Source organism: Klebsiella sp. MPUS7 (assembly GCF_009905335.1).
Taxonomy (GTDB): Bacteria; Pseudomonadota; Gammaproteobacteria; order Enterobacterales; family Enterobacteriaceae; genus Klebsiella; species Klebsiella grimontii.
Map to the genome: position 1 here is coordinate 2335317 of NZ_CP047604.1, position 12180 is coordinate 2347496.

10 protein-coding genes and 2 pseudogenes are annotated in these 12180 nt (G+C 63.9%); 10 read left to right on the top strand and 2 right to left on the bottom strand.

The features are described from left to right. Window positions 1-59: 59 nt before the first annotated feature. The 3 genes and pseudogenes from mhpT to GUC22_RS27415 form a co-directional block, all read left to right on the top strand. Window positions 60-1256 carry a 3-(3-hydroxy-phenyl)propionate transporter MhpT gene (gene mhpT, locus GUC22_RS10970; protein ID WP_160183510.1) on the top strand — a complete coding sequence of 399 codons (1197 nt, stop codon included), beginning with the start codon at window positions 60-62 and terminating at the stop codon, window positions 1254-1256. A 177-nt stretch (window positions 1257-1433) separates the two neighbouring features. Next, window positions 1434-2168, top strand: a complete 735-nt coding sequence (locus tag GUC22_RS10975; RefSeq protein WP_101868162.1) for a polyphenol oxidase family protein — start codon at window positions 1434-1436, stop codon at window positions 2166-2168. A 6-nt stretch (window positions 2169-2174) separates the two neighbouring features. Then, window positions 2175-2427: pseudogene (locus GUC22_RS27415) on the top strand (DUF1996 domain-containing protein); the annotation flags it as partial. A gap of 259 nt (window positions 2428-2686) precedes the next feature. Here GUC22_RS27415 and GUC22_RS10985 read toward each other — a convergent pair. Both GUC22_RS10985 and GUC22_RS10990 read right to left on the bottom strand, forming a co-directional pair. Continuing rightward, window positions 2687-4267, bottom strand: coding sequence for a rhodanese homology domain-containing protein (locus tag GUC22_RS10985; protein WP_160183511.1), 1581 nt, complete (start codon window positions 4265-4267; stop codon window positions 2687-2689). A gap of 1 nt (window position 4268) precedes the next feature. After that, a complete protein-coding gene (locus tag GUC22_RS10990; protein WP_049088724.1) occupies window positions 4269-4865 on the bottom strand; it encodes a cysteine dioxygenase in 597 nt (198 codons plus the stop codon). A 107-nt stretch (window positions 4866-4972) separates the two neighbouring features. Between GUC22_RS10990 and GUC22_RS10995 the strand changes: the two genes are divergently transcribed. The 7 genes and pseudogenes from GUC22_RS10995 (at window position 4973) to GUC22_RS11025 (ending at window position 12017) form a co-directional block, all read left to right on the top strand. Then, window positions 4973-5866, top strand: coding sequence for a LysR family transcriptional regulator (locus GUC22_RS10995; protein WP_160183512.1), 894 nt, complete (start codon window positions 4973-4975; stop codon window positions 5864-5866). A 145-nt stretch (window positions 5867-6011) separates the two neighbouring features. After that, window positions 6012-7116: pseudogene (locus tag GUC22_RS11000) on the top strand (LLM class flavin-dependent oxidoreductase). A 34-nt stretch (window positions 7117-7150) separates the two neighbouring features. Next, window positions 7151-8239 (top strand): acyl-CoA dehydrogenase family protein, encoded by a 1089-nt coding sequence (locus GUC22_RS11005; RefSeq protein ID WP_049103592.1) that lies wholly within the window; start codon window positions 7151-7153, stop codon window positions 8237-8239. A gap of 11 nt (window positions 8240-8250) precedes the next feature. After that, window positions 8251-9225, top strand: coding sequence for an ABC transporter substrate-binding protein (locus GUC22_RS11010; RefSeq protein WP_049086804.1), 975 nt, complete (start codon window positions 8251-8253; stop codon window positions 9223-9225). Next, window positions 9222-10259: an ABC transporter substrate-binding protein gene (locus GUC22_RS11015; RefSeq protein WP_004139957.1), complete on the top strand. Its 1038-nt coding sequence runs from the start codon at window positions 9222-9224 to the stop codon at window positions 10257-10259. Before GUC22_RS11010 ends, GUC22_RS11015 begins: the two co-directional genes overlap by 4 nt. Further along, on the top strand, window positions 10240-11235 hold the full coding sequence (locus tag GUC22_RS11020; protein WP_024357917.1) for an ABC transporter permease: 996 nt from the start codon (window positions 10240-10242) through the stop codon (window positions 11233-11235). The genes GUC22_RS11015 and GUC22_RS11020 overlap by 20 nt, the downstream gene beginning before the upstream one ends. Beyond that, the gene (locus tag GUC22_RS11025; protein ID WP_098065622.1) at window positions 11229-12017 is read left to right on the top strand and encodes an ABC transporter ATP-binding protein; all 789 of its coding nucleotides are present in this window, start codon (window positions 11229-11231) and stop codon (window positions 12015-12017) included. The genes GUC22_RS11020 and GUC22_RS11025 overlap by 7 nt, the downstream gene beginning before the upstream one ends. The last annotated feature ends 163 nt before the right edge of the window (window positions 12018-12180 follow it).

Sequence of the window (12180 nt, forward strand, 5' to 3'; positions counted from 1 at the left end):
GGCAACGTATCAGCCGCCATGCACCTGCTCCGCTTGTCCGGATATCGCAAAGGTACCCTATGACCCAAACAACGACTGCAAGCAATTCGCGCCAGATGGTAACCGTCGGGCTCTGTTTTATGGTGGCCCTGATGGAAGGGCTGGATCTGCAGGCGGCGGGGATTGCCGCCGTGGGCATGGCGCAGGCGTTCGCGCTGGATAAAATGCAGATGGGCTGGATTTTCAGCGCCGGGATCCTCGGCCTGCTGCCCGGCGCGCTGGCGGGCGGCATGCTGGCGGATCGCTACGGCCGCAAGCGTATTCTGCTGGGCTCGGTGCTGCTCTTCGGCCTGTTCTCGATCGCCACCGCGCTGGCGTGGAACTATCCGACGCTGCTGCTGGCGCGACTGCTGACCGGCGTCGGGCTGGGCGCGGCGCTGCCGAATCTGATTGCGCTCACCTCCGAGGCCGCTGGTCCACGCTTTCGCGGCAGGGCGGTCAGCCTGATGTACTGCGGCGTGCCCATTGGCGCGGCGCTGGCGGCGGCGCTGGGCTTTTTCGGCCTCGCCGCCGCCTGGCAAACGGTATTCTGGGTCGGCGGTATCGTTCCGCTGCTGCTGGTGCCGTTGCTGCTGCGCTGGCTGCCTGAATCGCCGGTTTTTCAGCGCAGCGCGCAGGGCGTGCCGCTACGCGCGCTTCTCGCGCCGGGCAACGCTACCGCCACGCTGCTGCTGTGGCTGTGCTACTTCTTCACGCTGCTGGTGGTCTATATGCTGATCAACTGGCTGCCGATGCTGTTAGTCGGCCAGGGATTCAGCGCCAGCGAGGCGGCGGGGGTGATGTTTGTCCTGCAGTTTGGCGCCGCCTGCGGCACGCTGCTGCTGGGGGCGCTGATGGATAAGCTCAGCCCGCTATGGATGTCGCTGCTGATCTACAGCGGTATGCTGGCGTCGCTGCTGGCGCTGGGCACCGCGACCTCGCTCGCCGCGATGCTCTTTTCCGGCTTCGTCGCCGGGCTGTTTGCCACCGGCGGGCAGAGCGTGCTTTACGCGCTGGCTCCGCTGTTCTATCGCACCGAAATTCGCGCCACCGGCGTGGGGACGGCGGTGGCGATCGGTCGTCTCGGCGCGATGAGCGGCCCGCTGCTGGCGGGCAAAATGCTGGCGTTGGGCACCGGCACGGTTGGCGTGATGGCAGCTTCCGCGCCCGGCATTTTGCTGGCAGGCGTAGCGGTGTTCTGGCTGATGAACCGCCAAAAGCGCGCCGCGCTGGCCTGAGCATTTTCGTTTATTCCCGGGGGCGGCGCGGTAAACCCGCGCCTTGCCCGGGCTACCGGCCCGCAGAAGCTTGTTGCTTGTAGCCCGGCTAAGCGTAGCGCGAGCCGGGGAGCCGCCTTGCGCATCTCTCCACTTTGGCATACGTTAAATCATCATCCACTGATTCTTCCGGGCATCATGTCTTTTACCTCCCGTTTATTAAGCGATATCCCCGGCATCCGCTACGCCTTCCTCGACGTGCATGAAACCGCCGCCTTTCCCTATAGCGAAATGGCGCCGGTTAAACTGGTTCACGGCAATATCGTGCATGAGTATCGCGCGCCGCAGGTGGAGCGACCCCACGCCGATGCGATGTTTACCGCCGTCAGCGGGCAGAAGGTGGGCGTGGTGACCGCCGACTGCCTGCCGCTGCTGATGGCGTCGCGCGACGGGCGCTATGTCTGCAGCGTGCACGCAGGCTGGCGCGGCGCGGCCAGCGGGATTATCGAAAATAGCCTTGCGCTGTTTCAGCGTTATCACGTCGACCCGCAAGATCTGGTGGTGGTGAGCGGGCCGCATATTCATGCCTGCTGCTATGAAGTCACTGGCGACTTCTACCCGGCGCTGCTGGCGATGCCCGCCGGCGAACTGGCGAAACGCCATCGGCAACAGCTTTTCCTGCCCCAGCAGGCGGCGTCCGTGGGACAACAGGCGAAAGCGAGCGGTGACGACAATTTTTGGTTCGATCTGCGGGCCTTTGCGCGTCTCCTGCTGCGCGGGGCGGGCGTGCCGGATGAAAATATGGAGTGGCTGGGGAGCTGTACCTACTGTACGCCCCAACTGCTGGGGTCGTTTCGCCGGCGTACGCATTTTCCGGCGCCGAAGTCATTTCAGTATTCATGGATCATGCGCGAGCCTGATGAGACGAAATGATGTTTGATGATGTGTAACATCGGCGGTCGTTGGCTATCAGACCTCCCGGAAACCACCTGCGATAACAAAGCCGATAGCTCCGCCTACTGGGCTCCGTCGCTGAAGCTGCCGGCTGGACAGGCGAAACCTACTATCAGACAAGCAAAGTGGAACAGCATCCGCTGCAAGCGTTCCCGGCGGGTCTCAAACTACGTGCGGGCGACCATCGCGGTTCGGTCTCCCGCTAACGGAATACGGTTTTTGCGCCAACGGCAAAGGTAATGGACGGCGATAAGCGTCAAGAGCGCTGGGGCATTATTGATACCGCCCCGGAAACCTGGCGGTCAGCGATAACGCCGCAACTTGCCCGGGCTAGCGGATCGTAGATGGCGGTGGGCTTGTAGCCCGGGTAGGCGCTTTGCGCCGCCCCCGGGAGTGAGGGTATTTCCCGGTGGCGATGCTGTGTACCTGCCCAGGCGACCGGATCGCAGATGTCGGTGGACTCGTAGCCCCGCTAAGCGCAGCGCGAGCGGGGGAATTTACAACACCGTAAACCCGTGCGTGTCATCGCGCTTGAGCTGTTCAACCAGGCCGAACTCCCAGTCGAGGTAGGCCTGCATTGCCGCGGGGGAGTTATCGGTGCCTTCATACGGGCGTTGATAGCGATCGCTGCGCGGCGTCGCCAGATGCGTCTCGCCGTGCTCCAGCGCCAGCCCGGCGTCAATCCACGCCAGGGTGCCGCCGCTCAGCAGCCGCACCGGTTTACCGGTTAACGCCGCCACCTCAGGCGCCGCGTAGCGGGCCAGCAGGCTGCTGCCGCAGGTGACAACGTAACGTTCGGCTGAAGGGATAACCTCCAGCGCCTGGCGCAGCTGCGAACGTATTAGCCAGTAAGCGCCGGGAATGTGCCGGGCGACATAGTTGGCGCTGGTGGTGAAATCTAGCACTACGGTCCCCGGTTCTCGCAGCTGTTGCGCCAGCTGCGGCGCAGAGATCTCCTCCACCTGCGAACCCGGCGGTACGCGGCCCGCTGGGGTTCCGCGCTCGCTAAAATCTTCCGCGCGCGCATCGCGCAAGACCGCCACCTCCCAGCCCATCTGCGCCAGCCAGGACGCCGTTATCGGCGCGCGAATCTCGTCATCGGCAACCAGCACAATACGCGCCCCGCGCACGCTGGCGAAATGGTCGGTCTCCTGCACCAGCTGCCCGCCGGGCGCGCTGACGCTCTGTGGCAGATGGCCCGCGGCGTACTCTTCCGGACTCCGGACGTCGAACAGATAGGTGGTGCGTGCGGGCTGCCGCAGCCAGCGCTGGAGGGTGGGGCTATCGATAAAGGCGACTCCGGCGCGCTCCGCTACCTGTCTCACCGTCGCCGCGCGTTCGGCTGGGGCGCGAAAATCGGCGTCATAGCGCCGCTGCTGGCCGCGCTCAAGGTCAAACCCGGCTAAGGTCCAGCCGATGGTGCCATTGCGTAGCGCATAGACCGGATTGGGCAAACCGGCATTGCGCAGCGACTGCGTGCCGATAATGCTGCGCGTGCGCCCGGCGCAGTTGACGATCACCGTCGCCTGCGATGATGGAACCAGCCCCTCAATGCGCAGCGCCAACTCCCCGCCGGGCACGCTGATGCTGCCGGGAATATTCATGGTTTGATACTCATCGAAACGGCGCGCATCGACCACCACCACCTCCTGTGAGCTATCGAGCAGCGCTTTCACTTCCCCGGCGCTCAGCGAAGGGGTATGCCGCTCGCTCTCCACCAGCTCGCCGAACGCTTTGCTCGGCGAATTGACGTCCTGAAACAGTTCCCCGCCGCTGCGCTGCCAGCCCGACAGGCCGCCTTCCAGCAGGGCGACATCTTCGTAGCCCCAGCTCTGCAGGCGTTCAACGGCCCGCTCCGCCAGGCCTTCGCCGCCGTCATAGACGGTAATCGGCGTCGTCAGGCGCGGTACGCGCCGAAAAATGTCCAGCTCCAGCTTGCTGAGCGGCAGATTGGCGGCAAACAGCGGATGGCTGCGGGCAAAGTCGGCCTCTTCGCGAACATCGATCAGCGCCAGCTCCGCGCCGTCAAGCAGAGCCTGGCGCAGCTGCGCGGCCGGACGATAAGAACAGGTGGGCATATTAATTATCCTTTGAGAGATCCCAGATATTGGGTAAGTGGCGGTTGGAGTAACCGGAGACAAAAGGTTTGACGAGGCCTTCCGGGGTATATACCGCGCGCCTGACGCCGCCGATATTGCCGCCGTAAACGTGGATACTGATCGAGACCCGGTCCGCCAGGGCGTTGCTCACCCGGTGAATATCGCCGTCGCGGGAAGAGACTTTTTCCACTTCGCCGGGGGAGAGGCGTTCGGCAACGCCGCTAACCACCGGCAGGCCGCGCTCGTCCAGGCGGTAGCGCTGATTCTCCTCCGCGCCGCGCAGCATGCCGATGGCGCCCCACACCCGATGGTCGTGAATCGGCGTCGATTGCCCCGGTCCCCAGACGAAGCTGACGATAGAGAAACGCTGTCCGGAGTCAACATGCAGCAGGTACTGCTGATAGTGATGGGGATGCGGCAGGGTGTACTCTTCCGGCAGCCAGTCATCTTTTTTCACCAGCGCGGCCAGGCGCAGAGCTACGGCGTCGAGCAGGGCCGTCTCGTCGGCAAACTCGCGATGCAGGGCATCAAGGTCTTGAATAAACTGGCGTAATTTTTCCACTCGCGGTGCGGTCATGGTCGCTTCCTGTTGTCGGGACTGGTCTTTACGCTAGCAAAGGCGTTAATATAATTAAAATGCAATTTCCGCATATATTAATATGCAAAAATCACATTAAGGACGCTATGCGCATTGACGACATCGACGCACTGCTGGCCACCGTGCAGTTTTCCTCGCTTAACCAGGCCGCGGAATATCTTGGTATTACCCAATCGGCGATTACCCGTCGTCTGCAGCGTCTGGAACACACCCTCGACGTGACGCTGCTGGAGCGTCAGACCCGGCCGCTCACCCTGACCGCCGCCGGGCACCGGGTTTACGAGCAGTGTTTGAGCATCAAGCGGGAGACCAAAAAGCTGTACGGCCTGCTCGACCCCGAAGCGGAGCCGCACGGTATTCTGCGTCTCGGCGTGCCGCAGAGCGTGGCGGAAATAGCCCTGCAGCCGGCGCTGACCGCGCTGCGCCAGCAGTTTCCCGCCCTCCAACCTCAGGTAACCTGCTGCTGGAGCGGTCTGCTGCAAAAGCGCCTCGAGAGCGTCGAGCTGGACGGGGTGCTGGCGATGGGGCCTGAGCAGCAACGCTTTGCCGAAGGCTACGGCGGACGGCTGCTGTGCCCGCTGGATATCGTGGTGATAGCGGCAAAAAGCTGGCGCCTGCACGCCGGGGCGCTGCGCGACTGCGCGGAAAAAGGCTGGGTGCTCAATCCCGACGGCTGCGGCCTGCGGGCGGGGCTGATCCGCGAGCTGCAGTCCCAGGGGCTGCGCTTAGCGCTGAATGTCGAGACCGCGGGCGCCCAGCTGCAAATCAGCCTCGTGGCGCAGGGGCTGGGGCTTGGCCTGGTGCCGCGCGCCGCGCTGGCCGCCAGCCCGTGGCGCGATGACGTCGCCGTGCTGACCCTCGCTGACTTCCAGCCCGCGGTGCATCTGTGGTTGGTTCACGCGCAGAATCTGGCTAATCTGAGCCAGCCGCTGACTTTTTTCGCCGGCAAAGTCGTTCAGCAGCTAAACGTATCTGACTGAAACCTAAATACAATTTTTATTAATGCTTATCTCGCATATTAAGATATGACAAAAATGCATTTTGTTCATTAAGGGCCCGTGTATAGGGTAATGAAAACGCGCCGCCGCGGCGGTCCACTCATTATCCTGCTACAAGGAGTTCTGCATGAGCATTCAGTTTCTCGGCATGATCGGCCACCGCCTGTCGTCGGAAACCATCGCCCCGGTCGGCCCGATTTTTGACCGTGATTACATCGTGCGTTTCGCGCAAACCCACGAGGCTGCCGGGTTTGACCGCCTGCTGGTGGGCCACTGGTCCGATCAACCCGACGGCTTTCTGGTGACCGCGCTGGCGGGGCTGTCGACGCAACATATCGGCTTCCTGCTGGCTCATCGTCCCGGTTTTGTCTCGCCGACCCTCGCCGCGCGTAAGTTCGCCACCCTTGAACATCTGCTGGGCGGCCGCCTGGCGGTACATATCATCAGCGGCGGCAATGACGCCGAGCAGCGCCGCGACGGCGATTATCTCGATCACGACCAGCGCTACGCGCGAACCGATGCCTTCCTTGAAACCGTCCGCAAGGTGTGGACCGCCGAACAGCCGGTGGATATCGCCAACGATTTTTATCAGGCTGAACAGGCGTGGTCGGCGATTCGCCCGCTGCAAAAGCCGCATATTCCCCTCTACTTCGGCGGTTCCTCGGAAGCGGCCATCGCCGTGGCCGGTAAACATGCCAACGTTTTCGCCTTGTGGGGGGAGTCGCTGGCGCAAACCGCGGAAACCATCCAGCGCGTGCGGGCCGAGGCGGCGAAACATCAGCGTGAAATCGGCTTTAGCGTCTCGTTCCGGCCGATTATCGCCGCCAGCGAAGCCGAGGCCTGGGAGAAAGCCGAGCATATCCTGCACGTCGCCACCGAGCGGGCGGCGCAGAGCGGGGGCGGTTTCAAAGCTAAGCCCGACAGCGTCGGGGCGCAGCGTCTGCGGGCCACGGCGGCGCAGGGCAAGGTGGTGGATAAACGCCTGTGGACCGGGATCGCGCAGCTGGTGGGCGGCGGCCATAACTCCACCGCGCTGGTGGGCACCCCGGAACAGGTCGCCGACGCGCTGCTCGACTACTACGACCTCGGCGTGCGCAACTTCCTGATCCGTGGGTTCGATCCGCTCAACGATGCTCAGGAGTACGGTAAGGCCCTGCTGCCGATAACCCGCGAAAAAGCCGCCCTGCGCGCCGTCGCGGAGCGCGCATCGTGACCGGGCAAGCCACCGATGACTGGACGCGGCGGCTGACGGAGATCCGCCAGCTGATGGCGGAGCAGGCGGCCAGCCTTGACGCCTGCGGCGACTTTCCCCGCCACAATATCGCGCATCTGCGCCAGCGCGGCTTTTTGAGCCTCGCCGTGCCGCAGCAGTACGGCGGAGCGGGGGCCGGTTTAGCCGAACTTCAGCAGGCGGTCGCCGCCATCGCCTGGGGCGAACCGGCGACCGCGCTCATTGTTTGCATGCAGTATCTGCATCATCTGCGGCTGGCGGAAAACGCTGGCTGGGCCGAGCCGCTGCGTCAGCGGGTTTTTCACGATGCCGTCGAGCGGGGCGGGCTGATCAACAGCCTGCGGGTGGAGCCGGAGCTCGGCTCACCGGCGCGCGGCGGCCTGCCGCAAACCGTGGCGACCCGCCGCACCGGGGGCTGGCAAATTAACGGTCACAAAATCTATACCACCGGCATTGAGGGGCTGAGCTGGCTGGCCGTCTGGGGACGCAGCGACGACGCTCGTCCACTGGTCGGCACCTGGCTGGTTCCAGCCGACAGCGAGGGCGTCAGCGTGGTGAAAAGCTGGGATCACGTCGGAATGCGGGCAACCGGCAGCCACGAAGTGGTGCTCAACAATGTGCGGGTGGCCGATGAGTACGCGGTGGACGTGTGGGCGGCCGATGCGCCTCCCGCGCCGGACGCCGAGCAGTTTCGTCTGTTTGCCAATCGCCATACGGCGCTGCTGGCGGCGATCTACGACAGCGTGGCGCGCGCGGCCCGCGACTGGCTGGTGACGTGGCTGGGTACGCGTATTCCGGGCAGCCTTGGGCAACCGCTTTCCAGCCTGCCGCGGGTGCAGGAAAAAGTTGGCCAGATGGACGGATGGCTGCTGGTCAACCGCAGCCTGCTGGAAAAGGCCGCGCAGCTGGGCTTTTCCGCCATTGAGGCCAATCTGGCGAAAGTGACGATTACCGACAACGCCATTCAGGCGGTAAACCTGGCGCTGGAGCTGACCGGCAACCATGGCCTGAGCCGGCAAAATCCTCTGGAACGCCACTATCGCAACGTCCTGTGCGGGCGGGTACATACCCCGCAGAACGACAGCGCGTGGCTGGCGGCAGGCAAATACGCTTTTCAAAAATAAGGATAATTCATATGCGCAAACTTCATTTTACCCGTGTAGCCGGGGCGCTGATGCTGCTGGCGCTGAGCGGCTATACGGCGGCCCAGGAGCGAATCACCCTGCGAATCGCCGATCAAAAGGGCGGCATGCGCTCGCAGCTGGAGGCCGCCAACGCCCTGCGGGATCTCCCCTACGAGATTAAATGGGCCGAGTTTCCGGCCGCCGCGCCGCTGGCGGAAGCGCTTAACGCCGGGGCGGTGGATGCGGGGATTATCGGCGATGCGCCGCTACTGTTCGCGCTGGCTAACGGCGCGCCGGTCAAAGCCATCGCCGTCGATAAAAGCAACCCGGCCGGCACCGCGGTGCTGGTCTCGCCCGACAGCGCATTGAAGAGCGCCGCGGATTTAAAAGGCAAACGCATCGCTACCGGTAAAGGATCGATTGGCCACTTTGTGGCGCTGAAAGCGCTGGAGCAGGCGGGAATTTCGCCGAAAGAGGTGCAGTGGGTGTTTCTCGGCCCGGTGGACGCCAAAGTGGCGCTGCTCAACGGTTCGGTGGACGCCTGGGCGACCTGGGAGCCCTATACCACGCAGCTGGTGAAGACCGCGGAAGGAAAGATTCTGGTCAGCGGTAAAGGGCTACTGCCGGGCAACACCTTCCTGGCGGCAACCGATGATGCCCTGAAAGACCCGCAAAAACGCGCGGCGCTGCAGGATTACCTTACCCGCCTGGCCGGCGCCGAGCGCTGGGCCTACGCCAACCTTGATAGCTACGGTAAAACGCTGGGGGAGATTATTCGTTTCCCGGCGGATATCGCCCGCGCGCAGTTTGCCAATCGCCAGTCGCAGTGGCAGCCTCTGGACGCGCAGACGGTCGCTCAGCAGCAGTCGACGGCGAATTTTTACCTCGCCAACGGACTCATCCGCGCAAAGCTGGACGTGACGCCGACCTTTGATAACGGCTTTAGCGTGCCCGCCGCCCAGGCCCATGCGGAGGTGGCGCCATGATGAAAGCCGCTTTTTCCCGCCGTCGTTTCTTACGCTTGACCGGCGGTCTCGCGCTGGCGGGAGCATCCCTGCCGCTTTGGGCTCACGATATGGCGGCCATGGCGAGCGGGGATGAACACCCGGCGCTGCGCCTGGCGCAGCCGTATAAAATCAAGCTGGCGATCAACAAAAGCGCGGTGTGCCTGGCGCCGGTTGCCGTCGCCGAGCAGCAGAAGATCTTCAGTAAATACAATCTCGACGTGGAGTTCGTTAACTTCGGCAACTCGACGGACGTGCTGCTGGAGGCGATTGCCACCGGTAAGGCCGACGCCGGCGTCGGGATGGCGCTGCGCTGGCTGAAGGCGCTGGAGCAGGGCTTCGACGTGAAGCTCACCGCCGGAACCCACGGCGGCTGCCTGAACCTGCTGACGGCGAAAAACTCGCCGTTCGGCGGACTGGAGAGCCTGAAAGGGCAAACCATCGGCGTCACCGATATGGCCGGGCCAGATAAAAACTTCTTCGCCATCTTGCTCAAGCGCCACGGCATCGACCCGATAAGCGATGTGCAGTGGAAAGTCTATCCGGCGGATCTGCTCAGCGTGGCGCTGGATAAACGCGAAATCGCCGCCATCAGCGGCAGCGAGCCCTTTAGCTATCGCCTGCTGGCAACCGGCAAGTATCAGCTTATCGCCAGCAATATGACCGGCGATTACGCCAACCTGAGCTGCTGCGTACTGGGCGTCAGCGGTAGCCTGGCCCGCGATCATAAACCGGCCGCCGCCGCGCTCACTCAGGCGATTCTTGAGGCGCACAGCTATGCCGCCGCGCATCCGGAAAGCGTGGCGCAATCCTTCCTCGCCCATGCGCTGAATACCAATGAGGCGGAGGTCAGCGGCATTCTCCACGGCCAGGGGCACGGCCATCACGCGGTGGGCGAGGCGTTTGTCAAAGAGCTGACCCAGTACGCCGTGGATCTTCAGCGGGTGCAGGTCATTAAGCCGGGCACCGATCCCCATCAGTTTGCGGAGAGCATTTATGTCAACGTTTTCGCCTGAACGGGCGCTGGCGCGTACGACAAGCGGCAGGCCGCTGTGGACGGAAGGCCTGCTTGCCGCCGCGCTATGGCTGCTGGGGGGCCTGTTTACGCTGGCCTGGCCCGATGCCGGGCGGCGCTGGCCGTTTAGCGAAGGGTGGGCGCTGGCGCAGTTCACCCTCGGCGGCGGGCTCTTGCTGCTGGCGCTGAGCTACCGCTACTGGCGGCAGCGCGGGGCTCGCCTGCAGCATGCCGGAAAGTGGCTGGCGCTGCTGCCGGTACTCTTTGCGCTGTGGGAGGGGCTGACGGCAAAGACGGCCTTTCTGCCGGTGCCGTTTTTCGCACCGCCGCAGGCGCTGATTGAGGTACTGCACGATGACTGGCCGCGCCTGCTCGATAGCCTTCTGCATTCGCTGGGGCTGCTCGGGCTCGGGGTGCTTCTGGGCACCAGCTGCGGCTTTATCAGCGGGCTGGCGATCGGCTGGTCCCAGCGGATCGGCTACTGGGTGCATCCGGTGTTGCGTCTGCTGGGGCCGGTGCCGTCCACCGCGCTGCTGCCGCTGTGCCTGTTTATTTTCCCTTCCAGCTTCGGCGCCAGCGTGTTCCTGATCGCGCTCAGCACCTGGTTCCCGGTGACCGTGCTGACCTGGTCCGGAGTGATCGGCATCGATAAGGCATGGTATGACGTCGCGCGGACCCTGGGCGCCAGCCAGCGCTTCCTGATCCTGCGCGTGGCGATCCCCGCCGCGCTGCCGAACGTCTTTGTCGGCCTGTTTATGGGGCTGGGCGCATCGTTTTCGGTGCTGATCGTCGCCGAAATGGTCGGGGTGAAATCGGGTATTGGCTTTTATCTGCAGTGGGCGCAGGGCTGGGCCGCCTACCCCAATATGTACGCGGCGCTGCTGGTGATGGCGCTGCTCTGCTCCGGCCTGATTAGCGGACTGTTTATGGTCCGCGACCGGCTGCTGAGCTGGCAGCGGGGAGGCATGCAATGGTAACCGCGAACGCAAGACCTCAGGCGGTTTCGGCCGGAGCGGCGGTGTCGATAAGCCACCTGCATCATGCTTTTAGCCTTGGCAAACAGATGGTGCCGGTGCTGGAGAATATTAGCCTGCAGCTGCGGCCCGGAGAGAGCGTCGCGCTGCTCGGCCCCTCGGGATGCGGTAAATCCACTCTGCTGCGGCTGCTGGCGGGACTGGAGCCGCAGCAGTCCGGGCAAATTCAGATTGATGAGGCGGCGATGGGCGGACCGGGGCCCGAACGGATACTGGTGTTTCAGGATCCGACCCTTTATCCGTGGCTGACGGTACGGCAAAACGTGCTGCTGGGGCCGCAGGCGCAGGGGAAAAAGGGGCTTGAGCCCAAGGCCGACGCGCTGATTTCACGCATCGGGCTGCAGGGGTTTAGCGAGGCGTGGCCGCGCCAGCTCTCCGGCGGCATGGCGCAGCGTGCGGCGCTGGCGCGAGCGCTGCTGAACGAACCGCGCCTGCTGCTGCTCGATGAGCCGCTGGGCAAGCTGGATTCGCTTACCCGCATCAGCATGCAGCGGGAGCTGATCGCCCTGTGGCAGCAGCAGGGCTATACCAGCCTGCTGGTCACCCACGATATTGAAGAGGCGCTGCTGCTCTGCGAGCGGGTGCTGGTCATGTCGCCGCGTCCGGGGCGGATTATCGCCGAATTTGCGCTTCCGCTGGCGTTTCCCCGCCATCGCGACAATCCGCTGCTGGTGCAGCATCGGCAGGATATTTTGCGCATTCTGGGACAGGAAGAGGATTGGTAAAGCAACGCGCTAACCGGGGGCTGCTGGACGGCCTGCGTTTGACGGAGCGCCGGGATATTCCCGGGGGCGGCGCGGTAGGGCCGCGCCTTGCCCGGGCTACAGGGAGCGCGCTGATTCTTGCCCGGACGGCAAGGAGTAAGGGGGCTGTAGCCCGGATAAGGCG